Origin of the sequence: Corallococcus sp. Z5C101001 (assembly GCF_007352635.1) — a bacterium.
Lineage (GTDB): Bacteria > Myxococcota > Myxococcia > Myxococcales > Myxococcaceae > Corallococcus > Corallococcus silvisoli.
In genome coordinates this window covers 17,726-40,398 of record NZ_VKLU01000009.1, presented here as the reverse complement: position 1 = coordinate 40,398, position 22,673 = coordinate 17,726, and the positions used below count along the sequence as shown (strand labels likewise).

The following is a 22,673-nucleotide window of genomic DNA, read 5'->3' as shown; positions in this document are numbered from 1 at the left end:
CTCGGGCCGGAGAAGTCCCATGGGCCTTTCGGCGGGCGTCTGACAAGGGGCTGACATGGAGGAGGTTCCTTCCTGCATGATTCCCTACTTCTTCGCCGCGCACTGGTCCCTCAGCGTCCTCAGTCAGAGCCTCTTCCAGCACCGCTACGCCGCGCACCGGATGTTCACGATGGGGCCGCGCACCGAGCGGGCGATGCACCTGTCGACCGCCTTGATTCAAGGCTCGAGCTATCTGGACCCGCGCGCCTACGCCATCCTGCACCGGGAACACCACGCGTACGCGGACACGGAACGCGATCCGCATTCCCCCGCGCATCAGAAGAACCCGCTGCGGATGATGCTCGAGACCGCGCGCCGCTACACGGGCCTGCTCGCCCGGCGAATCCCCTCCGAAAAGCGCTTCCTCGGCGGTCATCCGGAGTGGCCCGCGGTGGATCGCCTCTTCAGTCGCTGGCCCATGCGCGTCGCCTTCGGCGCCGCCTACGCGCTGTTCTACCGGCGCTTCGCGACGCGTCCCTGGCATTGGGCGCTCATGCCCTTGCATCTCGTGATGGGGCCGGTGCACGGCGCCATCGTCAACTGGTGCGGCCACCGGTATGGCTACCGCAACTTCGCGAGCCGCGACGACTCCCGAAACACCCTGCCGTTCGACGTGCTGTGCATGGGCGAGCTGTTCCAGAACAACCACCACGCCCGGCCGGCGAGCCCCGACTTCGCGGCACGACGCTTCGAGCTGGATCCCACATGGCAGGTGATGCGGCTGCTCGCCCGCCTGAAGCTCATCCGCCTGACGAACGTGCCGCAGGGTGAGCACGCGAAGGACCGCCCCGCCCTGGCGCGGGAAACCCAGAGCCCGCCGCTGACAGCATCCCCATCCTTGTGAGTGGAAGGGAGGCGGCACATGCGATTTTCGGAAGCCGTCGTCCAGGGGCGCACGGTCGTGGCCTCGGGAGGACAGACCCTGGGGACCGTGGAGGCGTTGACGATTGACGATGCGTCCTGGCGGGTCGAAGCGCTGCACGTGAAGCTTCAATCAGCATCCGCCGATGAGCTGGGGACGTACTGGAATTACTTCCGCGCGGCGCGCATCGACGTGCCCACGCGCCTGGTCCAATCCGTGAGCGACACGGTGCTCCTCGCCGTCAGCGTGGAGGAGCTCCGACAGGTGCTCGACCAGGAGCCAGGGGCCGCGCCAGCGCCGTCCTGAGCCCCGGGCCGCGCGCTGAGACGTCACCCTTGAAAATTCTGAATACGGGTTCAGTCGCACAGCCGAGTTCCAGCGGGAGAGGCCGGATGAGGGTAGATTCGGGGCTCCCCTGGAGGAGACGCGATGACTGCCCCGTTGCCGCCCCTGGAACGCCTCCCACGTGGAGCGCTCACGTTGTTCCGCATCCGGGCGTTGCTGCGCATGGGGGTCTATGGCGCGATGGCCCTCGCCGTGGCGCTTGCGTTGACGTTCGCGGGCAACGAGCGCTGGCCGTTCCTGCTGCCGTGCGCGGTGGTACTGGGGCTGAGCGTGCTGACGGCGTGGTATCCACAGCGGGCGCATGAGCGTTGGGGGTGGGCGCTGCGCGAGCACGACCTGATCATCTCGCACGGGGTGCTCCTGCAGCAGGTGGTGTCCATCCCGGCGGGCCGCATCCAGCATGTGGACGTGCACCAGGGCCCCATCGAGCGCTCACTGGGGCTCGCGCGCCTGCAGATCTTCACGGCGGCGGGCAGCGGCGCGGACGGAGAGATTCCGGGCCTCACACGGGAGACGGCGGACGCCCTGCGCGAGCGACTGGTGCGGCGCGAGGCCGACGATGTCGTCTGAGCCAGAGGCCCCGCCCGCCACGCAGGAGGTGCCCTGGAAGCGGCTCAGCTCGAAGGCACCGCTCGCGGCGCTGGTGCCACTGTCGGCGAGCCTCGGGCGCCTGATGCTGGGGGCGCTGCTGCCCGCGTACTTCGCTGGCGAGCACGGCCCGCCGGGGTTCGCCTGGGTGTTCATGTCGGGCATCGCGGCGCTCTTGCTCGCCGGCGGGCTCTATGAAGTGGCCACGCTGAGCTACCGCGTGGTGGGCGCCCAGCTGGAGATCCGCTCTGGCGTCTTCACCCGCTCGTCGCGCTTCATCGAGGCCGCGCGGGTGCAGAACACGGAGGTGCTTCAGCCCTTCATGTCGAAGCTGTTCGGGCTGGTGGAGGTGAAGGTGGAGACGGCCTCCGGAGGCAAGGCGGACGGCCATCTGCGAGGCCTGACGCCGGAGGACGCACAGGCGTTGGTCCTTGCGCTCCAGGCGGTGCGCGGGGAGGCAGGTACGGCGGGGCCGCTGCCCGGCGACCCCGCGCGGGAGGAGCGAGTGCTCTCCGAGGCCCACCTGGGAGGGCTGCTGCTCTACGGCGCGACCGCGCTGGGAGTGGGAGTGATCGCGGTGGCGCTGGGCGCGCTGCATGAAATCACCGAGACCTTCCAGAAGCTGCTGCGTCCCTGGATGGAAGCGCATTGGGACGCGGTGGCGGCGCCGGGCATGGGCTGGCTGGCCGCGACGGTGGCGGCGCTCATCGGGCTGCTCGGCCTGTGGCTGGTGAGTGGTGTGCGGGCGGTGTTGCGCTTCCACGGCTTCCGGCTGGTGGACACGGGCACGCACCTGCGCGCGGTGGGTGGGCTCATCACGCGTCGTCAGGTGACGGTGCGGCGGGCGCGCATCCAGCAGGTGGTGCTGGATGAGCCGCTCCTGCGTCGCACGCTGGGCTTCGGGTCGGTGGAGGTGGAGACCGCGGGTGTCCGCGGCGGCCAGGAGGCAGCGGACCGCGCGGAGCTCCTGGTGCCGGTGGTGCCCACGGCGCGCATGCCGGAGTTGCTTCGGGAGTTCGTGCCGGAGCTGCCCGACGCCCTGGGGTCCCTGCCCCTCCAGCGAGCGCATCCCAAGGCGCTCCTGCGTGCCCGCATCCGGGCGGTGGGGTTGAGCGTGCTGGTGGCGGCGCCCGCGACCTGGTTCTGGGGGGCGTGGGGCGCGGTGGCGTGGCTCCTGCTGCCCGCGCAGTGGCTGGGGGCGTGGTTCGACTGGCGGTTCCAGGGGTGGCTCGTCACGGACGCGCTGGTGGTGGTGCGCCAGGGTTTCTGGAGGCGCCGCACGACGGTGGTGCAGCGCGCGCGCATCCAGTCCGTCAAGGCACGTCAGGGTCCGCTGGAGCGCGGCTATGGCATCGGGCACGTGCGCATCGACGTCGCGGGTTCGCACGTCATCCTGCCGAGCGTGGGATGGGCGGAGGCCCAATCCCTCATCGACGTGCTCCCAGCGAGGCGTCCGTCGCGCAGCCCCCAGCTCCCGGCCGTGCGGCTTCCCGGATAGCGGGCCACGTGCGTGCGGCTCGACTCCCCCCCAACGTTCAAACGCTGGCGGTGTGCGAACCCCGCGACCTCCCGGCGCGACCTCGAACAAGACAAGATGTGCGCAGGTAACGAGGTCGATGAAGGTCAGAGCCGATAGCCGCCGGTGGCTTCGATGCGCTGGCCCGTGAGCCATCGCGTATCGTGCGAGAGCAGCGACGCGATGATGTCGGCCACGTCCTCGGGTTCTCCAAGACGACCGAGCGGCGTCTCGGCGACGACTGCCTTCCGAAGCTGTTCGTTGGTGCGCATGAACCCGCCGCCGTAGTCGGTGACGATGCCGCCAGGAGCCACGGAGTTCACGGCGATGCGGCGTGGCCCAAGCTCAAGGGCGAGCACCCGCGTGACGGCTTCGAGCGCGCTCTTCACCGCCGCGTAGACCGAGACGCCCGGAATCGTGTAACGCGTCAATCCCGTCGAGACGTTCACGATGCGGCCTCCGTCGGCGAGCACGGGCAGGAGCTTTTGCGTGAGGAAGAACGGGCCCTTGAAGTGGACGCCGACGAGCGCGTCGAACGTCGACTCGGTCGTCTCGGCGAAGGACACCGGGCCACCCGCGCCACCGTTGTTCACGAGAAAATCGAGACGCTCGCGTGACCACGTCTGCATGAGCTGTGTCTTCACGTCGCCAACAAACGCATCGAACGTGTCTGTCATCGCGAGGTCGAGCCGCAACGCGACGGCCTTGCGGCCCTTGTCGCGAATGCTCTCGACGACGTCGTTCGCCTCCTTCTCGGCGGACACATACGTGACGATGACGTCGACACCTCGCTCGGCGAGGGTGAGCGCGGTGGCCCGACCGATGCCTCGGCTGGCTCCGGTGATGAGGGCGACGGGGGTCTTCTCGATCGACATGGGAGTCCTTTCAAGCCCGACATGGGCTTGCCGACTCTTGATGGCGTACAACTCGATTCGTAGCTAGAGACTCTTCGGTCAACTACGAACATCGTGGTTCCATAGGAACCCAAAGGTAACCATGCCCATCATCAAGGAGCTACCGCACGTCCCGGCAGAACGCGCGCTGCGGGTGATCGGCGGGCGCTGGAAGGTCTTCGCGCTCTACTTCCTGTTCGACGGCCCGAAGCGTCTCTCGGAGCTGCGTCGCCTCATCCCCGACGTCAGCCAGAAGATGCTCGTGCAGTCACTGCGCGAGCTGGAGGAGCACGGCATCGTCCACCGCGAGGTCTTCGCCGAGGTACCTCCCCGTGTCGTCTACACCGCGACGAAGCTCGGCATGAGCTTGCGGCCAATCGTGGGCGCGCTCTGCGATTGGGGAAAGAAGCACAGAAGCGAGCTCGAGGCCGCCGCTGTGAGCGGCGTCAAGAACACCACGCAACCGAAGCGCGGCACGCCGAGCAAGTCGAAGTGACAGCGGCGGTCGCATGGAACCGCGAAGCCGCGGTGAAGGAACCATGCGGGAAGCAGGCGTCGCGCCGCCGCCCACGCCCGCGAACGCTCGTCCGCGGTGGCGCACCCTGCTGCGGCCGCGGGGAGCAGGTGGCATGTGGCCGGCGTCAGGCGGCATGGGCACGCGACGTCCATGGCAAGACGCATCCGCCGCACTGTCATTAGGGCCCTGGAGACGAGGAGGCGCACGTGACGGAGGAGTCCTACGCCGCGAAGTGGAAGCAGTACCGCCGGAGGTGGATTGCCTTCTTCACCTTCATCGTCGTTGGCTGTGTCCTCGCCGCGGTCTTCACGGCCCACTCATCCTCACGCACCTGGAACAGCGTCGTCGTCTGGGCGTGGTTTTTCGGCTCCGCGGCCCTGGGCTGGTACGCCAATTCCTGGCGCTGCCCCCGGTGCGGCAAGCGGTTCCACCCAAGGGGGCGTCATTGGAGGCCTACGTCCGTCATACAGTCGTGCGTCCACTGCGGTTTGCCGAGGTACGGCGCCAGCCCCTCGGGAATCAACGGCGTGCGGCCCGGTGCCCACTGAATCCTCAGCCCCCGCAAGCCGCTCGCCCGATGGCGGGCGAGGAAGCGCTGGATGTCGCGGGGCGTCGTCCCCAGGTCGGCGGACACGGCAGATTCTTCCGGGCCGTGAAAGTGAAGAAACGATTCAGCAAGATTCAGGGCTCGCGGAAGCCGCCGCGCACCCACTCGTTGGCGACGTCCCGGGTGAACTTGAAGTTCGCCGACACGCGATGTTTCGCGACGGTCGCGCCAGCGTCGTCGATGGCCGAGAGCAGCGCGTGGGGTTCATACTCATCGGCCACCATCTCGAGCCGGACCTCGTACCAGCGGCCCTCCCAGGCGATGGAGAGCTTCTTGGTCATGGCCTGCTCGCGCTGTCGCGCGGAGCGATCCAGGACCTCCGAGGCCGTCTTCACGAAGGTCGCGAACGCCGTCGCGTCGAAGGGTTTGGGATTCTTCTTGTCGCGGCCCATCACCCACGGGCTGATGAGGACGGGCTCGGAGATCCCCTGCTTGCGGATCTCCACGGCCCAGCCGTCGTCCTCCTCGTTCTTGATGACCTTGGCCGTCCAGCCGTTCTTCCGCCAGAACGTGGGCTCCATCACTTCGGGTTCGGAAGGTGTGCGCTCGTTGCTCATGGGCGTTGCTCATACTCCCCCCCGGTGACACCTCGCCAGGACACAATCCTGGAACCCGGCGCATCACGGCGGACCTGCGGGGCTCCTCTCAAGTCAGAGACCACCTCTGCCAGCAAGGGAGCCTATCAATGACCTTTCTTCCCCGGTGTCTGGGGGCACTGCTGCTTGCTTGCCCCACGCTGCTGACGGCCTGCGCCAACCCCCAGGGGACACCGGACGCCGGCACGCCCCCTGTCGTGGGGTGGGATGGCACCTCCACTCCCATTGAGGAGAAGGGCGACTGGATTGACCGCGGCGTCTTCGCTTCCTGCGAGTTCACTCCCCCGCTCGGAACCCCGCTTGACTGCGACACCCCTGCCCTCTTCGACCTGTCGAGGTGCAACCTGGGGGCGCTCAGCACGGCGGCACGGCACGGCATCTACCAGACGGAGCTGCGCTCGACCTCCGGCGAGTACCCCTGGGGGGGCGCCGGCATCCTGCTCCCCGAGGATGGCGGCGCCGGAACCCTGAATTTCACCCCCCTCACCCGGCAGCAGTTCGATGACCAGGGCCTGTTCCTCGCGAACATCTTCACCACGACCCGGGGTGTGGTCACGAAGTATGCGCTGGCGGGCTGCGACGCTCCCGAGCCCAACCACATCACCGGCTGCTATGCGTTTTGTAGCAACGGCGTGCTCGCGGAGAAGGGCACGTTCGACTCGGAGCGCATGACCTGGGGCCGCGGTGAGGCCGAGTCCTCCGGGGGCCTGAACCTCGTCTCCGAATCCTTTGTCGGACTTGGCTTTCCGGCGGACGTCTACGTCACGAAGAACCATGCCTACGTGGTGTCCATCCAGCTCAAGAACTACATGCCCTCGGGTGGCTTGACTGTCTTCGACGTCAGCGACCGCCGCCACCCCGTGCTGAAGAAAGTCATTACCCTGCCGGACGATGGGTACTGGAACGCCGTGTGGGCCAAGGACGACGTCCTCTACATCGCCACCCGCGCTTCCGGCGTCATCCTCTATGACATCTCGAATCCGGGGGACCCGACCTACCTCCGCAGCGTGCCCAGCGGCGCGCCCCTGGACGTGCACACCCTGTTCGTAGAGGGCAACCGGCTCTATGCCATGGCGCTGCGGCCCCAGCAGACGATCATCTTCGACATCACGTCACCCCAAGCCCCTGTCCTGCTCAACCGCTTCACCTTCTCGTCAGAGGAGTTCGTCACCAGCTATCCGCATGACGCCTTCGCCTACGAGGGCCGCCTCTACATCAACCACACGGATATCGGCTTCCTGGTCACCGACCCGGGCGACCCCATGCAGGTCAAGGAGCTGGGTCGATACCACTACAACCGGCAATACAGCCATGCCAGCGCGGTGGGGACCTTCGCGGGCCGCACCATCGCGTTCGAAGGCGGTGAGCAGGAGGGCGCGCACCTTCGCGTGCTGGATGTCACCGACCCGGCCCACATCCAACTCATCGCCGAGCGCCGGCTGCGCCCCACCACCTCCATCCACAACATGATCCTGAAGGGCACCCGGCTGTACGTCGCCTGGTACCAGGAGGGAGTGCGCGTGTTCGACGTAGCCAATCCCACACACCCCAAGGAGATTGCCTATTTCAACACCTATCGTGAGACCGACCCGAAACGGCTGGGCTTCGTCTACGAGGGCGCAATCGGAATGCGCGTCCCGGGCGACGGGTATGTCTATGTGGTGGATTCAGCGCGCGGGCTGCTCATCTTCAACGAGCCCTGATTCACGGCCCGGAAGAATCTGCCGTGTCCGCCGACCTGGGGACGACGCCCCGCGACATCCAGCGCTTCCTCGCCCGCTATCGGGCGAGCGGCTTGCGGGGGCTGAGGATTCAGTGGGCACCGGGCCACACGCCGTTGATTCTCGAGGGGCTGGCGCCCACCATTCTGGGATGCAAGGACGGCCTCTCCAAGATGAAGCGCATGCAGGTGGCTTTCGCTCACCACCTGCTCGACGTCGCCCTCGCCTATCCCCGCCACCGCGTGGCGGCAAGTCGTCCGAGGCGTGAATCAGTACACGACGACTGAGCCGTAGACGCTGGTGCCGTTCGTATAGGCGACGAGGGCGCCGCCGTTCGATGGGAGCGCCGCGACCGCTGGCGCGGCCCCCGGCCCCACCGTCCTGGCATCCGTGGCCAGAATCATGGCGGCCCCCACGAGCATCCGGTCCAACTGGATGTCGCCCGTCCCCCGCTGGGACGCGATGTAGGCATTGCCGAGCGCGTCCGCGTCAATCGTCCGGAAGGCCGCGGGACCGACGTCGGTGGGCAGGCCCGGTACCTGGGTGCTTGTCCCTGGCGCGGACACCGGGATGACGTCCACGTTGTCATCCCCGAAGGAGCCCGTGACGTAGATGAAGCCGTTGGAGCCCGTCCAGTCCGAGAAGTAGGCCTGGCCCGGCGGGGAGCTCTGCGGGCCGAAGGTGACCCCCTGGTCGCTGCTGCGGTGGATGCGGAAGGAGGGGTCGTCGCTCACCGAGAAGACATCTCCACTGATCTTGTCCACGACAACGTCGAAATAGACATTGTTCTGGTTCACATCCGTCACGCTGAAATCGTTCGCGCCTCGTGCGAAGTTCCTGAGAACGCGCACCCCGGTGCTGCTGCCTCGAGAGACGGAGATGTAGAGGGCGTCGCCCCTGGAATCCATACTGAGAGTGGGGTTGGCTGCCGACGTGAGGGTTCGCGGCGCCTCCCAACTCGCCCCCGCGTCAACGGTCCGGGTGAATACGAGGGAGCCCGCGCTGGTGGCCGCGACGTAGGCGACCCCCGTGGGGCCTCCTTCAATCGCGACCTCCGCCGCGTTGGTGATTCCCAGGGGCGTCGGCCCCACCCAGGTGTGGCCCCGGTCCAAGCTCACGCTGACATGGACCGCGCCGCCGCACCTCATGACGACGTAGAAGCGCCCCAGCGCATCCACCGCGACCTTGCGCCCGGTGTTCGTGTTGGCGGTGGTGCAGTTCAGAGTCCCGCTGATGAGCGTGGGGGGCACATTCGAAAAGGCATCCAGTTGGCACTCGGCGTCGCAGCCATCGCCGGGGGTCGTGCCGCCATCGTCGCACTGCTCTCCCGTGGCGCTGTCGACCAGGCCGTCGCCGCAGACCTCCACGCCCTGGCAGTCAGCGCGACAGCCGTCCCCCGCGACGCGGTTGCCGTCGTCACACACCTCACCCGAATCGAGGTAGCCATCGCCGCAGACCGGCGGCCCCCGGACGGTGAGGGTGACGGTCGCGATATTGGAGGTGAGCGCGCCGTCGCTGGCGGTGAACGTGAACGAGTCCGCCCCCTGGAAATCCGCGGCGGGTGTGTAGAGCATCTGGGCGCCCGTGCCGGACAGGGTCCCGTGCGCGGGAGGTGTCGTCACGGTGAACGTGAGCGCGTCCCCATCCACGTCCGTAGCCACCAACGTGATGGGCGTCGACGTGTTGTAGCTCACCGTCACCGCGGAAGAGGTGGCCACGGGCGCGTCGTTGACGGGCGTCACTGTGACCGAGACGGTGGCCGTTGCCTGCTTCTTGCCGTCGGAGACGGTGACTTGGAAGGTGTCCGTTCCGTTGAAGTTCGTATTCGGGGTGTACGTCACCGACGCCCCGGTACCCGTGAGCGTTCCATGGATGGGCAGCGTGAAGGAGAAGGCCAGCACGTCACCGTCCGGGTCCACCGCGGGGATGGTGATGCCGACCGAAGTGTCCTCGGGGGTGGTCGCCACGACGTCCTCGACCGTGGGTGCTCGGTTGTTGTCACAAACGCTGGGCTGCCCCGTGCAGGTGTAGCCCGGCTCCACCTCGCAGACACTGTTGCAGCCGTCGCCAGAGCGCTGATTGCCATCGTCACAGGCTTCGAACCCGCCCAGCACTCCATCACCACAGACGGTCCGCAGCGACGTCTCCACCGCGTCCACCAGGTAGAGCGCGAGCACGGCACCCTTCAGCCGTACGTAGCGATAGGGCACGTTGCCCGGGTATTTCGCCACCGCGATATGGGTCCCCAGGCCCAGTTCCACCAGGTGCAACGAACTGGAGCCGATGAAGGTTCCATCCGCCTTCAGGAAGTCCACCTGCGCCACGAGCGCCAACGAGAGGCCCTGGTAGTAGACGCGCAGGTCGCCGGTGCCTTCCTCGTTCTGGCCCAGGTCCAGCACCAACGCCGTGTTGAGCAGGCCCAGCACTGTCGCGGCCCGCCCGTCCGGAGCCCCCAGGGCCGCGCTCGCGTTGAGCACCGTCGCCGTGGTTCCCGAAGCCACCGCGTTCGCATACGGGTCCCACGCCAAAGCGGCTTCTGGACCTGTGTGCGTCAACGCCCCGACGTCCTGGACCGACATCTCACCCTCTGGAGGACGGACATTCTCCTCCAGGGACTCCACTCCACACGCAGCCAGCGACAAGGCTAGCGTCATGCCCAGCGCCCACGACCACGGCCCACCAGAGCGGCTTCGCATTGAGTGTCTCCCCCCCGAGGAGCAGGATGAAGTCCGGAATGGACCGCCCGCCCCTCACGGAATGAACGACACCACTCCTCACCGCGAACGCTTCGAGGCGCAAGACACGGATGGCCAATGTCTTCCAAACGCCAATCGATAAGCACCCAAGTCCCGGAACCCACCCACCCACGGGCTGGCCGCGAACAGGTCAACACCATGAAGTGGATGCGATTTCGGGTCCTTGGGGTGTCCTCCCAAGTACGCGACTGGCTTCTCGGAGGCTGCGTTCAATGTCATCCAGAAGGGAGAGACCGAAGCGGCCGTCATGCAGCGGTTGGGCAAGCCACTCACCAGGGACTCCGAAGCGACGGTCGAGGAGTGGTGCTTCGAAAACGGGCAAGCCAAACCGGGCCTACGCGCGTTGCTACCGCACTGACCAGTCCCTGGAGCGGCTTGCGGAGCGCGGCAGCTTCGGCCCCGGCGAACTGGACATGTCCGTCCCTGGCTGGCGCCAGGAGTTGGGGCCGTAACGTCCTGTGCCTGTCTACATGAGCGAGACGCTCATCGCAGTTGTGCGGTGAGCGCCGTAGAGCCTCGCCTAGCTCAACCAGTCAACGGAGGAGTTGCAGGCCCCCCACTGCGCGTCAGTGAACGGCAGGGAGCGGTGCGAGCAGACCGTCTGCCCCCAATCGTTGCAATTCTTCGTCACAGCCTTGCTGCCATACCAATTGGTGCCGCACTTCACAAGGCAACACTTGACCTGTCCGTCGACAACCGCAGTGCCCTGCTCAACCTGTCCAAGATAGCCCTGGAGGGCCTCGCTGGGCTGCGAGGGAGTAGGCTCGGTGGCCTCGGGATCCCCACCACAAGCAGTGACCACAAGGGAAAGAGAGAGAGCGATTGGTGCAAGCAGTCTGTTCAACATGGCTGGCTCCTGTGATGGCGGCCCGGTCATCGGGCGCCATGGACCAAACGTAAAGCAAACAAGCACTAAAACTCAACCTAGCCTGATTAACGCTTAATTCGCAGATCTGATGGCACCCTGGGAGGTCGCCGGGAGCACGGGGCGCTCACGCTCGGGTGAGGTGCCGCCCCTTCTGTCGGCCATGCCCCCCGTCAGCACCGAGTCCGCCGTCCTCATGCTGGCCGTGGGCCAGCTCCTTTTGACCAAGGACTCCGGATCGAATCTTCCCTAATGGGCCCTGGCCTCTATGCTCTCGTCTGCCCATGAGACTGGGCAGACCGAGAAGGAGCGGCCCATCGTAGTGGCGCCCCTTCTCTGGTCCACACCTCGATCCCTCCGGAGCCCGCCGTGCCCACCAGCTTGCAGCGCGCCGCCTTCCTCCAGTCTGTCCTTTCCCAGATGCATGAGCCCTACCGGTGGAACGGGAAGGGACAGCGCGCCTCGCCGGAAGGCCCGCGCCTCTTCGATTGCAGCGGCCTCGTGACCTGGGCGCTCCACCAGGTGGGCGGCCCGGACTGGCGTGTGACTCACAACACGGACAGCCTCTGGAGCGCCTGCTCTCCGGTGGCGAGCGCGTCGGACCTGCTGCCCGGGGACCTGGTGCTCTACGGCAAGGGTGGGGACCCGGACCACGTGATGGTGCACGTGGGAGCGGGCGTGGTGGTGGGCGCGTCAGGAGGCAGCAGCAAGACGCTCACCCTGGAGGACGCGGCGGCTGCCGGGGCGAAAGTGAAGTCCTTCACGCGCGTGGAGTACCGGCCCGATGTCCTGGGCTTCCGGCGTCTCCCCTTCGCCTCCTGATTGAGCGGCCTACGCCCGGGTTGGCGGAGGATGCCGCGTCAGCAGCACGCCCAGCACCCACCGCCACACCCCGCGCCAGTCGATGCCCGGCACGCCCTCTCTATCGAACTGGTCGAGCGCCTCGCCGACGGTCACGCCAGCGGGCCAGTGAATCATGATGGCGGCGATGGTCTGCTGCCGCGGGCTGTCGCTGGGCGCCTCCAGAATGACGCGCCACTGCCGCCCGTCTCCCTCCGACGCAATCAGCATGTCCGCGACAGGCCAATCACGGCCCCTATCATCCGGGAGCGTGATGCCTGCGGCCTCCGGGAGCGACACGTGCAGCGTGCGCTCGCGCACCGTCACGTCGTCGCAGGTGTAGCCGAGGCACTCCGTGGTTCGGGCGGTGCAAGACAGCTCCTCCGCCACCACCATCGAGTGCTGCCCATGGGCTGTCCACCGTAGTTGCATCCAGCGCTCCAGCATCTCCTGGCGCACCGCCACCAGCTCACCCGCGGACGCATCTGCGAGCACGGCCCGCTGTGTTGCGGCAACGCGCTGGTCGTGCTCCGCGTCCCAAAACCAGTCGTAGCCCACGCGCCATGCCGCTTCCTCCAACGCCAGGAGCGGCATCTCTCTGGCGATGCGCAGGGCCATGGACGCCGAGAGATGTCCCGCCTCAACCGCCTCCTGTAGCGCAGGAGGGCCGCCTCGCCCCCAGTAGACGCGTGCCTCGATGCTCGGCCCCAGCCAGTTCAGGACATGCATGGCGCGGCAGTAGGCGTCGCGGGTGCGACGAGGGGAATACCTCCAACGGGGGAGCCGAGCGAGGCGCCCCTTCCTTCTGGTGCAGCTCAACCCCCAACTGGAGCAACACCATGAAGAAGAGCATCACCCTGGCCGCGTGCGTCGCGGCCGTCCTCTCCGCGCCGGTGATCCTGGCCCAGACGTCCACCAGGTGTCCGGGAGCAGGGGCGAGGCGGCGAGGGCCTCGCCAGAACTCCCGCTGGACTCCCAACTCCGGCCGACCGCCGTGCCTCGCGCCCCCGGCCCGACAATTTCCTGGGTCGGGCCGGGGACTTGAGCAGTAACCCCGACAGGAAGCGAACCTGTGGCCTGCGGTTTAGGAAACCGCCGCTCCATCCAACGGAGCCATGGAAAGCGTCCAGCCCACTCAGTCCGCGACGCCGCCCAGCGCCTTCATCCAGATGACCACCGCCACCGCGCCCGCATCCGGAATCCCCTTCGCGCGCTCGCCCAGGTAGCTGGCCCGGCCCAGGCGCGGCGCCATTCCCGCCGTCGCGTCCGCGCCGGCTTCCGCCGCGCGCGCCGCCTCCGCCCACGCGACCGCCAGCGACCTCCCCTCTCGCACCCCGCGCGTCAGCGCCACCGCGGCCGGGTGCAGCGCGTCCACCATCGTCCGGTCTCCCGGCCGCGCGCCTCCCAGCTCCGACACCGCCTCGACCGCCACCTCGAACGCCCTGGCCCAAGCCACCGCATCCAACGGCTTGTCCGCCAGGTGGCGGGCCGCGCGCAGCAACGCCGTCGCGTAGAACGGCCCGGAGCTGCCGCCGATGTTCCTCCGCAGCGCCTGCCCCAGCTCCGTCAACGCACCGGACGGCGTCGCCCAGGCCCCCTCAGGCAACGCGCGGATCGCCGCCGCCCCGCGCGCGAGGCTCAGCCCCAGGTCGCCGTCTCCCGCCGCGCTGTCCAGCTCCGTCAGCCGCGCCTCCGCCGCGTCCCACGCGTCCGCCACCGCCAGCGCCGCCGCGCGCACCCGCGCCATCTCGGGCTCGGGTTTCGCGTGCCCTTCCGTCCTCGACAACGCGCCGCGCGCTGGCACCACGCGGCGCTGAGTCACCACCTGCCCCCTCCCCGGCCACGCGGGCGCCTCCGTGGCCGCGTCCAGCCGCTCGAGCCGCGCGTCATCCACCTTCAACACCGTGAGCGAGCACCCCGGCATCTCCAGCGCCGACAGGAACGTGCCCTGCCACGCGCGCTCCACCTTCACGCCCCGCTCCGCCAGGAACGCCAGCGCCCGGCGCGTCACGATGGCCAGCTCCATGGGCGGCGTGCCCCCCAACCCGTTGACCATCAGCGCCACGCGGTCTCCCGCGCCCACCTTCCGATCCTCCACGATGATCGACAGCAGCGTGTCCGCCAGCGCGTCCGCGGGCTGGAGCGCCACGCGGCGCACGCCCTGCTCACCGTGGATGCCCAAGCCCAGCTCCACCTCCGCCTCGCCCAGCGCGAACCCCGGCCGTCCCGCCGCCGGCACCGTGCAGGGCCCCAGCGCCACGCCCATGCTGCCCAACGTCGCGGCCGCGGCCGACGCCTCGCGCACCACCTCCGCCAACGACGCCCCCGCCGCGGCCGCCGCCCCCGCCACCTTGTGCACCAGCACCACGCCCGCGATGCCCCGGCGCCGCTCCGGCTCCACCGTGTCGCGCAACGCCACGTCGTCCGCCACCACCACCACCTCCGTCGGAATGCCCTCCGCGCGCGCCAGCTCCGCCGCCAACCCGAAGTTGAGCCGGTCGCCCGTGTAGTTCTTCACGATGAGCAGCGCCCCCGCCGGCCCCGCCACCGCGCGGATCGCCGCCAGCACCGCGTCCGCGCTGGGTGACGTGAACACGTCCCCCGCGACCGCCGCGTGCAACATGCCCGCGCCCACGTACCCCGCATGCGCCGGCTCGTGCCCGCTGCCGCCCCCCGACAACACCGCCACCTTCCGCGCCCCCGGCGCCGCCGGAACGTCCGCGCGCACCACCACCGTCTCCCCCTCCAGCAGCGCCTGCCCCGGCGCCAGCGCCACGAACCCCTCCAACATCTCCTGGACCACGGCACGCGGCGCATTGACGAGCTTCTTCACGTTCGACTCCTGGTCGGGTTCACGGGACGGATCGCGCGGACGCGACCACCCTTTCCGCCTCGCCCCCAACCCGTCAAGCCGGACGCACCCCACAAGCCCGCCGCCAGACGATTGCGTCAAAGAACCGCTTTCCCATTGACTCCGGGAACATTTCTGAGGATGATTCTCATTATCATTCGCTAGTTTTAAAGCATACACGGCGGCCCGGCGCGAAGCGCACCGGGTCCTGGCCGAGCCCTGTCTGGCATCGCCGGGCGTGGGCGGGGCCGGAGTGTGTCTGGATTCAGGTGACTGTCTTGAGTGCTCCATCCCCCGCCGCGCGAGAGCGCACGCTGCTGTGGCTCCTGGCCGCGGTGCAGTTCACGCACGTCGTCGACTTCATGATGTTGATGCCGCTGGGCCCCCTGCTGATGCAGCGGCTGGAGCTGTCCGCGACGCGCTTCGGAGCGCTGGTGTCCGCGTACACGCTGGCGTCCGCGGCCATGGGCGTGCTGGGGGTGTTCTGGCTGGACCGCCTGGAGCGCAAGCGCACGCTGTTGATGCTCTACGCGGGCTTCATCGCCGCCACGCTCCTGTGCGGCGCGGCCACCGGAGCCATGGGGCTGCTCGTGGCGCGCACCGCGGCTGGGGCGTGCGCGGGGCTGATGGGGGCGGTCGTCATCGCCATCGTCAGTGACGTGGTGCCGGCGGAGCGCCGAGGCCAGGCCATTGGCACCGTGATGACGGCCTACGCGCTGTCCGCGGTGGCGGGCGTGCCGCTGGGCCTGGGGCTCGCGAACCTGGGCGGCTGGCGGCTGCCCTTCGGGGTCCTCGCCGGGCTCGCGGGGATCGTCTGGCTGCTGCTCCTGCGCTTCCTGCCCCGCGTGGACGGACACCTGTCCCCGGCGGCGGCCTCCAACGCGTCCCCCACCGCGGGCTTCACGCCCCGGCTGGCGCTGGGCTGGGGGCTCACCTTCACGGTGGTGTTCGCCAGCTTCCTGCTCATCCCCTACCTGGGCGCCTTCATGGTGGGCAACGTGGGCCTGTCCCTCACGGATCTGCCGTGGGTCTATCTGGCGGGCGGCGCGGCCACGTTCGTGAGCTCGCGATGGATTGGCCGGATGGCGGACCGCCTGGGCCCCGCCCGCGCGCTGGCCCTCCTGCTGGTGGCCACCATGGCACCGCACCTGCTCTTCACCCACCTGCCGCCGTCGCCGCTGCCGGTGGTGGCCGTCGTGTTCGTGTTGTTCATGACGCTCACCTCCGGGCGGGCCATCCCCACCATGGCGCTGGTCGCGTCCCAGGTGCCCCCCGCGCTCCGGGGCCGCTACCTCGCCGTCAACATGGCCGCCAGCGATGGCGCCTCCGGGCTCGCCGCGTGGATGGGCGGGCTCCTGCTCACCACCGGGCCGGACGGCGCGCTGCTGGGTTTCGCCCAGCTGGGCTGGCTCGCGGTGGGCATCTCCACGCTCGCGCTCGGGCTGCTGTGGACCTTCGCTGGCCGCGCCGTGCGGCTGGACCCCACACCCGCGCCCTGAATCCCTCTTACCTCCACAAGGACCCGTCATGTCCCAGGCAGCCCCCCGACACCCGTCCCTTCCCCGCCCCATCGTGGGTGAACTCAAGCTGGAGCGCTCCAACCAGCTGCTCGCCGAGGCGCGCAAGTGGGTGCCCGGCGTCACCCAGACGATGATGAAGAAGCCGGATCACTTCGCCCCTGGCGCCTTCCCCGTGTTCCTCGCGAAGGGACAGGGCGCGCTGGTGGAGGACGCGGACGGCCAGGAGTACATCGACTACATCCAGGCCCTGGGCGCCAACATGCTGGGCCACAACCACCCGGCCGTCGCGGACACCATCCGCAAGCACCTGGCCGAGGGCATCATCCACTCGCTGCCCACGCCCGTGGAGGTCTCCTCCGTGAAGGCGCTGGTGGAGGTCATCCCCGGCGCGGAGATGGCCCGCTTCTTCAAGACGGGCGCGGACGCCACGTCCGCCGCCGTGCGCCTCGCGCGCCACCTCACCGGCCGCGAACACATCGTCACCGTGGGCTACAACGGCTGGCACGACCACTTCATGTATGACACGCCGGGCGTGCCCCCGACCGTGGCGAAGCTCACCACCCGGCTGCCGCTCTTCACGCCCCCGGACGAGCCCGCGCTCCTCGAGCACATCGAGAAGCACGGCGCCCAGCTGGCCTGCGTGCTGCTGGCCATCCCCTACAACCGCACCGTCACCCGCGAGTTCCTCCTCCAGGTGAAGGCCACCTGCGCGAAGCACGGCGTGATGTTCGTCCTGGATGAGGTCGTCACAGGCTTCCGCCTGGCCCTGGGCGGCGCGCAGCAGTACTTCGACATCCAGGCGGACTTCGTCACCCTGTCCAAGGGCATCGCCGCGGGCATGCCCCTGTCCGCCATCGCCGGCCCGGAGAAGTACCTCTCCCGCCTGAGCGAGCTGCAGGTCTCCACCACCTTCGGCGGTGAGATGCTCTCCCTGGCCGTGTGCGAGGCCGTCCTCCACGAGTACCGCCGCACCAACCACGTCGAACACATCGCCAGCCTGGGCCGCCGCCTGCGCGAGGGCGTCAACGCCCACGCCCGCGAGACGGGCTCCTCGCTGGAGGTCATCGGCTACGACGCCGTGCCCTTCTTCCGCTTCAGCAAGGTCATCCCCGAACACATCGAGAAGATGATCCCCTTCCAGGCCGGCATGGCCCGCCGGGGCGTCATCCTCCGCCGCGACCTCAACTTCATCAGCGCCGTGCACACCGTGGAGCAGATCGACCACACCATCGCCGCCGCCGGCGAGGTGCTGCGCGAGACCGCCGCCAAGGCCCACGCGGCCTGAACCGGAGTCCTCCGCCCGTCCGCCCCCGCGGATTCCGGACAGCGAGCGATTCCATGTTTGAGCCACCTTGACAGGAATACACGACCATGGCACTTCCGGATTCTGATTATGAGAACCGTTCTCATTCCACGACGAACGGCCCCGGCGAGCGGATGATGGGCGCGACGACAGGACACGCGGTGGTGACGGGCGCGGCGCAAGGCATTGGCGCCGCGGTGGCGCGCAAGCTGGCGCGCACGATGCCGGTCGCGGTGTTCGACCAGAACGCCGCGGGGCTGGAGCTGCTGGTGGCGGAGCTGCGCCAGCAGGGCCTGAAGGCCACGGCGTTCCCGGTGGACGTGCGGGACAAGGACGGCATCGAGGACGCCATCGCCGTCATCGAGTCCCGGCTGGGCCCCATCCAGGTGCTGGCCAACGTGGCGGGCATCCTGCGGGTGGGCCCGGTGCTCACGCAGAGCGACGCGGACTGGATGTCCACGTTCGCGGTCAACACCCACGGCGTGTTTCATGTCTCGCGCGCGGTGGCGAAGCACATGGTGCCCCGCCGCTCCGGCGTCATCGTGACGGTGGGCTCCAACGCGGCCGGGGTGCCGCGCATGCAGATGGCGGCCTACGCGGCGTCCAAGGCCGCCTCCACCATGTTCACCAAGTGTCTGGGATTGGAGCTGGCCCAGCACGGCATCCGCTGCAACGTCGTGTCCCCGGGCTCCACCGACACCGCCATGCAGCGGGCGATGTGGGCGGACGACTCCGGCCGCGACGCGGTCATCGCGGGCTCGCTGGACACCTTCCGCACGGGCATCCCGCTGCGCCGCATCGCCACGCCGGATGACATCGCCGACGCCGTGGCCTTCCTCGCCTCCGACCAGGCCCGCCACATCACGATGCACGACCTGTGTATCGACGGCGGCGCCACGCTCGGCGTCTAGCGCTCCCAGCTCCCCCACCCTGCCTTCCTTCCTGGGACGGCCCCTCGGGGCCTCTCCCCGCATCACTCCGAGTTGAGAATGATTCCTGATACCAAAATCATTGGACGTCAGAAGGACGCGCGGTCCGTGGACGGCGTGGTGGGCGCCCCTGCCCTGCCGCAGGAGCAGGAGCAGGAGGCGTTGGCCGCGCGGCTGCTGCGTGACTACGACGCCGGGGCGTTCTTCTTCGCGTCCCCTCGGCGCACGATGCTGGCGCGCGGCGTGTTCGCCACGGTGCCGGACGCGGGCGGGACGAACTCCCTGGAGGGCCTGCCGGAGCGCGTGGCGGCGGTGCTGGACGCCTCGCGTGAGGCTGCGCACGACATCCCAGTGGCGGTGGGCGCAGTGCCCTTCGATGGCAAGGTGGCCGCGCAGTTGGTGGTGCCCATGACCATCCAGCGCGCGGGCCCGATGGTGTTCGACGCCTCGGCGCCGTCCCAGTCTCCCCTGGGCTCACGCTACACGCTGCGCCCGGTGCCGGAGCCGGCCGCCTACATGCAGGGCGTGGCGGAGGCGCTGAAGCTCATGCAGGAGGGGCCGCTGCGCAAGGTGGTGCTGTCGCGCTCGCTGCACGTGGACACGGCGGCGCCGGTGGATCTGCGGCAGCTCCTGCACAACCTGGCCCGCCGCAACCCGCATGGTTACACCTTCGCGGTGGACCTGCCGCCGCACGCGGACGCGGCCCCCGGCTCGGGGCGGCGCACGCTCATCGGCGCGAGCCCGGAGCTGCTGGTGGCGCGCTCGGGGTTGCAGGTCCTCGCCAATCCGCTCGCGGGCTCGGCGGCGCGCAGCCCGGATCCGGTGGAGGATCAGGCGCGGGCGGCGCGGCTGATGACCTCGCCCAAGGACCTTCACGAGCACGCGGTCGTCATCGACGCGGTGGCGGAGGCCCTTCGGCCCTTCTGCAAGACGCTGGACGTGCCCCGGGGGCCGTCGCTCGTGAGCACGCAGACGATGTGGCACCTGTCCAGCCGCATCCAGGGCGAGCTGAAGGATCCCTCCATCACGTCGCTGACGCTGGCGCTGGCCATGCATCCCACGCCCGCGGTGTGTGGCCACCCGACGGCGCTGGCGCACGAGTCCATCGGGCGGATCGAACCGTTCCACCGGGGCTACTACACCGGCACGGTGGGCTGGTGCGACGCGAACGGCGACGGTCAGTGGGCCGTCACCATCCGCTGCGCGGAGGCCGACGAGCACACCCTGCGGTTGTTCGCGGGCGCGGGCATCGTCGTGGGCTCCACGCCAGAGGCGGAGCTCGCGGAGACGGAGGCCAAGTTCCGCACCATGTTGCTGGCCATGGGCCTGGGCCTCAACGCCGAGGTGCAGCCGTGAGCGGTGCCCCCGAGCACCTGCCGGGCTGCCCCGCCTGGCCGGAGGACTTCGCCCGACGCTACCGCGAGGCCGGCTACTGGCGCGGAGAGACGTTCGGCCAGCTGCTGCGGGAGCGTGCCCGCGACTTCGGGACGCGCACGGCGCTGGTGGGCGGCGCGCACCGCTGGACGTACGCGGAGCTGGACGCGCGCGTGGACCGCATGGCCACGGGCCTCCACGCGCTGGGCATCCGCGCGCGTGACCGCGTGGTGGTGCAGTTGCCCAACGTCCCGGAGTTCTACGAGGTCATCTTCGCGCTCTTCCGCATGGGCGCCCTGCCCGTGTTCGCGCTGCCCGCGCACCGCGCGTCGGAGATCGGCTACTTCTGCGCCTTCACCGAGGCCGTGGCGTACGTCATCCCGGATCGCTTCGGCGGCTTTGACTACCGAAGCCTCGCGGACCAGGTGAAGACCGCCACGCCCACGCTGAGGCACGTGCTCATCCTGGGCGACGCGGGGGCGCACACCGCGCTGGCCTCCGTGCCCACGGAGCCGGTGGCGCTGGAGGGGCCGTCGCCGTCGGACGTGGCGTTCTTCCAGCTGTCCGGCGGCAGCACCGGCGTGCCCAAGCTGATCCCCCGCACCCACGACGACTACATCTACAGCCTCCGGGCCAGCGTGGACGTGTGCCGGTTCACCCCTGAGACGGTGTACCTGTGCGCGCTGCCCGCGGCGCACAACTTCCCGATGAGCTCGCCCGGCGTGCTGGGCGCCTTCTTCGCGGGCGGCACGGCGGTGATGGCGCTGAACCCCAGCCCAGAGGTGGCCTTTCCGCTCATCGAACGCGAGCGCGTCACCGTCACCGCGCTGGTGCCCCCGTTGACGATGGTGTGGCTGGACTCGTCGTTGGCGAAGCGGCACGACCTGTCCAGCCTCCAGGTGCTCCAGGTGGGCGGCGCCCGCCTGAGCGACGAGGCCGCCGCGCGCGTGCGTCCCACGCTCGGCTGCGGACTCCAGCAGGTCTTCGGCATGGCCGAGGGCCTGGTGAACTACACGCGGCTGGACGACCCCGAAGCGCGCATCGTCACCACGCAGGGCCGCCCCATGTCGGACGCGGACGAGCTGCGCGTGGTGGACGACGACGACGTGCCGGTGGCCCCCGGTGAGACAGGGCACCTGCTCACGCGCGGGCCCTACACCATCCGCGGCTACTACAAGGCGGAGGCGCACAACGCCAAGGCCTTCACGACGGATGGCTTCTACCGCACGGGCGACCTCGTGCGCCTGACGCCCGAGGGGTACCTCGTGGTCGAGGGACGCGCGAAGGATCAGATCAACCGGGGCGGAGACAAGGTCGCGGCGGAGGAGGTGGAGAACCACCTGCTCGCGCACCCGTCCGTCAGCGACGCCGCCGTGGTGGCCATCCCGGACAAGTTCCTGGGCGAGCGCACCTGCGCGGTCGTCATCCCGCGCGGTGAAGCGCCAGCGCCCTCCGCCCTCAACGCGTTCCTGCGCCAGCGAGGGCTCGCGGCCTTCAAGATTCCGGACCGCATCGAGTTCGTCGCGGCCTTCCCCCAGACGGGGGTGGGCAAGGTCAGCAAGAAGGCGCTGCGCGACAGCCTGCGCCAGTCCCTCTCCACACCCTCTCCCTGAACCAGGAGCCCTCCATGGCACTGCCTGCCATTGCCCCCTATTCCATGCCCGGCGCGGCGGACCTGCCCCGCAACAAGATCTCGTGGACCCCGGAGCCCGGGCGCGCCGTGCTGCTCATCCACGACATGCAGCGCTACTTCGTGGACGCCTTCGCGCAGGGCCAGTCCCCGGTGACGGAGCTGGTGGCCAACATCCAGCGGCTGCGTGCGCACGCCGTGAAGCTGGGCATCCCCGTCGTTTACTCCGCGCAGCCCGGCGACCAGACCCCCGAGCAGCGCGGCCTCCAGCTGGACTTCTGGGGCGCTGGCGTCCGCAGCGGACCGAAGCAGCAGATCATCGAGGCGCTCGCTCCCGTCGAGGGCGACACCGTGCTCACCAAGTGGCGCTACAGCGCCTTCCGCAACACGCGCCTGATGGAGCTGATGCGGGAGCAGCGCCGTGACCAGCTGATCATCTGCGGCATCTACGCGCACATCGGCTGCCTCCAGACGGCCAGCGACGGCTCCATGAGCGAGGTGCGGCCCTTCCTGGTCGCGGACGCGGTGGCGGACTTCTCGCTGGAGAAGCACCGGCTGGCGCTGGACTACGCCTCGCAGCTCGTCGCGTTCGTCACCTCCACGCAGCAGCTCATCGACGCCATGCCGGTGGGTGCCTCCGCCCCGGCGGTGGACCGCGAGCAGCTTCGAGCGGACGTGGCCGAGCTCCTGATGGAGTCCGCGTCGGCGATTGGCGAGGACGACAACCTGCTCGAGCGCGGCATGGACTCCATCCGCCTGATGAGCCTGGTGGAGCGCTGGCGCCAGGGTGGCACCGAGGTGTCCTTCGTGGAGCTGGCCGAGAAGCCGACGCTCACCGACTGGTACGCGCTGCTCGCCGCGAAGCAGCCCGCCCCGCTGGCCCCTGGCGCCCGCGCCTCCTGATCCGCCCTGGAGGGCGGC

General features: G+C 69.2%; 20 protein-coding genes and 1 tRNA gene. 14 read left to right on the top strand and 7 right to left on the bottom strand.

The genetic code is table 11. From position 1 onward, the window contains the following. The first annotated feature begins 76 nt into the window (after positions 1 to 76). The 4 genes from FOF48_RS20725 (at position 77) to FOF48_RS20710 (ending at position 3,332) form a co-directional block, all read left to right on the top strand. Positions 77 to 883: an acyl-CoA desaturase gene (locus tag FOF48_RS20725; RefSeq protein ID WP_143904349.1), complete on the top strand. Its 807-nt coding sequence runs from the start codon at positions 77 to 79 to the stop codon at positions 881 to 883. An 18-nt stretch (positions 884 to 901) separates the two neighbouring features. After that, the gene (locus FOF48_RS20720) at positions 902 to 1,207 is read left to right on the top strand and encodes a PRC-barrel domain containing protein (RefSeq protein WP_186002002.1); all 306 of its coding nucleotides are present in this window, start codon (positions 902 to 904) and stop codon (positions 1,205 to 1,207) included. A 174-nt stretch (positions 1,208 to 1,381) separates the two neighbouring features. Then, positions 1,382 to 1,816 (top strand): PH domain-containing protein, encoded by a 435-nt coding sequence (locus FOF48_RS20715; protein WP_161665532.1) that lies wholly within the window; start codon positions 1,382 to 1,384, stop codon positions 1,814 to 1,816. Further along, positions 1,806 to 3,332: a PH domain-containing protein gene (locus FOF48_RS20710; protein ID WP_143904344.1), complete on the top strand. Its 1,527-nt coding sequence runs from the start codon at positions 1,806 to 1,808 to the stop codon at positions 3,330 to 3,332. The genes FOF48_RS20715 and FOF48_RS20710 overlap by 11 nt, the downstream gene beginning before the upstream one ends. A 125-nt stretch (positions 3,333 to 3,457) precedes the next feature. Here FOF48_RS20710 and FOF48_RS20705 read toward each other — a convergent pair whose 3' ends face one another. Continuing rightward, a complete protein-coding gene (locus tag FOF48_RS20705) occupies positions 3,458 to 4,225 on the bottom strand; it encodes an SDR family NAD(P)-dependent oxidoreductase (protein WP_143904342.1) in 768 nt (255 codons plus the stop codon). A gap of 121 nt (positions 4,226 to 4,346) precedes the next feature. Here FOF48_RS20705 and FOF48_RS20700 point away from each other — a divergent pair, with 121 nt between their 5' ends. Further along, positions 4,347 to 4,739, top strand: a complete 393-nt coding sequence (locus tag FOF48_RS20700) for a helix-turn-helix domain-containing protein (protein WP_143904340.1) — start codon at positions 4,347 to 4,349, stop codon at positions 4,737 to 4,739. Positions 4,740 to 4,980: 241 nt separating this feature from the next. Here FOF48_RS20700 and FOF48_RS20695 read toward each other — a convergent pair whose 3' ends face one another. Both FOF48_RS20695 and FOF48_RS20690 read right to left on the bottom strand, forming a co-directional pair. Next, on the bottom strand, positions 4,981 to 5,181 hold the full coding sequence (locus FOF48_RS20695) for a hypothetical protein (RefSeq protein WP_143904338.1): 201 nt from the start codon (positions 5,179 to 5,181) through the stop codon (positions 4,981 to 4,983). A gap of 260 nt (positions 5,182 to 5,441) precedes the next feature. Next, complete coding sequence (locus FOF48_RS20690) at positions 5,442 to 5,924, bottom strand: hypothetical protein (RefSeq protein ID WP_143904337.1); 483 nt, start codon at positions 5,922 to 5,924, stop codon at positions 5,442 to 5,444. A gap of 128 nt (positions 5,925 to 6,052) precedes the next feature. Here FOF48_RS20690 and FOF48_RS20685 point away from each other — a divergent pair, with 128 nt between their 5' ends. Together FOF48_RS20685 and FOF48_RS20680 are read left to right on the top strand one after the other, a co-directional pair. After that, complete coding sequence (locus FOF48_RS20685) at positions 6,053 to 7,666, top strand: LVIVD repeat-containing protein (RefSeq protein ID WP_143904335.1); 1,614 nt, start codon at positions 6,053 to 6,055, stop codon at positions 7,664 to 7,666. 23 nt (positions 7,667 to 7,689) lie between these two features. Continuing rightward, positions 7,690 to 7,971, top strand: a complete 282-nt coding sequence (locus FOF48_RS20680; RefSeq protein WP_143904333.1) for a hypothetical protein — start codon at positions 7,690 to 7,692, stop codon at positions 7,969 to 7,971. Here FOF48_RS20680 and FOF48_RS20675 read toward each other — a convergent pair. Next, on the bottom strand, positions 7,954 to 10,338 hold the full coding sequence (locus FOF48_RS20675; RefSeq protein ID WP_370456600.1) for an Ig-like domain-containing protein: 2,385 nt from the start codon (positions 10,336 to 10,338) through the stop codon (positions 7,954 to 7,956). The two genes, FOF48_RS20680 and FOF48_RS20675, sit on opposite strands and share 18 nt — an antisense overlap. A gap of 1,336 nt (positions 10,339 to 11,674) precedes the next feature. Here FOF48_RS20675 and FOF48_RS20670 point away from each other — a divergent pair. Then, positions 11,675 to 12,127 (top strand): C40 family peptidase, encoded by a 453-nt coding sequence (locus FOF48_RS20670; RefSeq protein ID WP_255442458.1) that lies wholly within the window; start codon positions 11,675 to 11,677, stop codon positions 12,125 to 12,127. Between the two features lie 9 nt (positions 12,128 to 12,136). On the opposite strand, the gene FOF48_RS20665 is transcribed toward FOF48_RS20670, so the two are convergent. The 3 genes from FOF48_RS20665 to FOF48_RS20655 all read right to left on the bottom strand — a co-directional run bounded on the left by FOF48_RS20665 (position 12,137) and on the right by FOF48_RS20655 (position 14,978). Beyond that, positions 12,137 to 12,763: a hypothetical protein gene (locus FOF48_RS20665; RefSeq protein WP_143904330.1), complete on the bottom strand. Its 627-nt coding sequence runs from the start codon at positions 12,761 to 12,763 to the stop codon at positions 12,137 to 12,139. A 434-nt stretch (positions 12,764 to 13,197) separates the two neighbouring features. Beyond that, positions 13,198 to 13,260, bottom strand: a tRNA-Arg gene (locus FOF48_RS20660). A gap of 20 nt (positions 13,261 to 13,280) precedes the next feature. After that, positions 13,281 to 14,978 carry a dihydroxyacetone kinase family protein gene (locus tag FOF48_RS20655; RefSeq protein ID WP_143904328.1) on the bottom strand — a complete coding sequence of 566 codons (1,698 nt, stop codon included), beginning with the start codon at positions 14,976 to 14,978 and terminating at the stop codon, positions 13,281 to 13,283. A 287-nt stretch (positions 14,979 to 15,265) separates the two neighbouring features. Here FOF48_RS20655 and mxcK point away from each other — a divergent pair, with 287 nt between their 5' ends. The 6 genes from mxcK to FOF48_RS20625 all read left to right on the top strand — a co-directional run bounded on the left by mxcK (position 15,266) and on the right by FOF48_RS20625 (position 22,655). Further along, positions 15,266 to 16,495: a myxochelin export MFS transporter MxcK gene (mxcK, locus tag FOF48_RS20650; RefSeq protein WP_143904326.1), complete on the top strand. Its 1,230-nt coding sequence runs from the start codon at positions 15,266 to 15,268 to the stop codon at positions 16,493 to 16,495. Between the two features lie 28 nt (positions 16,496 to 16,523). Next, positions 16,524 to 17,801 (top strand): myxochelin B biosynthesis transaminase MxcL, encoded by a 1,278-nt coding sequence (mxcL, locus tag FOF48_RS20645; RefSeq protein WP_143904324.1) that lies wholly within the window; start codon positions 16,524 to 16,526, stop codon positions 17,799 to 17,801. 86 nt (positions 17,802 to 17,887) lie between these two features. Further along, entirely contained in the window at positions 17,888 to 18,730 is an 843-nt protein-coding gene (locus FOF48_RS20640; RefSeq protein WP_304503227.1) for a 2,3-dihydro-2,3-dihydroxybenzoate dehydrogenase, read from the top strand. Positions 18,731 to 18,808: 78 nt separating this feature from the next. Continuing rightward, entirely contained in the window at positions 18,809 to 20,104 is a 1,296-nt protein-coding gene (gene dhbC, locus FOF48_RS20635) for an isochorismate synthase DhbC (RefSeq protein ID WP_143904322.1), read from the top strand. After that, positions 20,101 to 21,735, top strand: a complete 1,635-nt coding sequence (locus FOF48_RS20630; protein ID WP_143904320.1) for a (2,3-dihydroxybenzoyl)adenylate synthase — start codon at positions 20,101 to 20,103, stop codon at positions 21,733 to 21,735. Before dhbC ends, FOF48_RS20630 begins: the two co-directional genes overlap by 4 nt. A gap of 14 nt (positions 21,736 to 21,749) precedes the next feature. Further along, the gene (locus tag FOF48_RS20625) at positions 21,750 to 22,655 is read left to right on the top strand and encodes an isochorismatase family protein (RefSeq protein WP_143904318.1); all 906 of its coding nucleotides are present in this window, start codon (positions 21,750 to 21,752) and stop codon (positions 22,653 to 22,655) included. Positions 22,656 to 22,673 lie beyond the last annotated feature (18 nt).

Excerpts from the sequence above, each read along its gene's own strand:
- FOF48_RS20725 (WP_143904349.1), top strand. The coding sequence starts at position 77 with ATGATTCCCTACTTCTTCGCCGCGCACTGGTCCCTCAGCGTCCTCAGT.
- FOF48_RS20720 (WP_186002002.1), top strand. The coding sequence starts at position 902 with ATGCGATTTTCGGAAGCCGTCGTCCAGGGGCGCACGGTCGTGGCCTCG.
- FOF48_RS20710 (WP_143904344.1), top strand. The coding sequence starts at position 1,806 with ATGTCGTCTGAGCCAGAGGCCCCGCCCGCCACGCAGGAGGTGCCCTGG.
- FOF48_RS20705 (WP_143904342.1), bottom strand. The coding sequence starts at position 4,225 with ATGTCGATCGAGAAGACCCCCGTCGCCCTCATCACCGGAGCCAGCCGA.
- FOF48_RS20700 (WP_143904340.1), top strand. The coding sequence starts at position 4,347 with ATGCCCATCATCAAGGAGCTACCGCACGTCCCGGCAGAACGCGCGCTG.
- FOF48_RS20690 (WP_143904337.1), bottom strand. The coding sequence starts at position 5,924 with ATGAGCAACGAGCGCACACCTTCCGAACCCGAAGTGATGGAGCCCACG.
- FOF48_RS20685 (WP_143904335.1), top strand. The coding sequence starts at position 6,053 with ATGACCTTTCTTCCCCGGTGTCTGGGGGCACTGCTGCTTGCTTGCCCC.
- FOF48_RS20675 (WP_370456600.1), bottom strand. The coding sequence starts at position 10,338 with ATGACGCTAGCCTTGTCGCTGGCTGCGTGTGGAGTGGAGTCCCTGGAG.
- FOF48_RS20665 (WP_143904330.1), bottom strand. The coding sequence starts at position 12,763 with ATGGCCCTGCGCATCGCCAGAGAGATGCCGCTCCTGGCGTTGGAGGAA.
- mxcL (WP_143904324.1), top strand. The coding sequence starts at position 16,524 with ATGTCCCAGGCAGCCCCCCGACACCCGTCCCTTCCCCGCCCCATCGTG.
- FOF48_RS20640 (WP_304503227.1), top strand. The coding sequence starts at position 17,888 with ATGGCACTTCCGGATTCTGATTATGAGAACCGTTCTCATTCCACGACG.
- dhbC (WP_143904322.1), top strand. The coding sequence starts at position 18,809 with ATGATTCCTGATACCAAAATCATTGGACGTCAGAAGGACGCGCGGTCC.
- FOF48_RS20625 (WP_143904318.1), top strand. The coding sequence starts at position 21,750 with ATGGCACTGCCTGCCATTGCCCCCTATTCCATGCCCGGCGCGGCGGAC.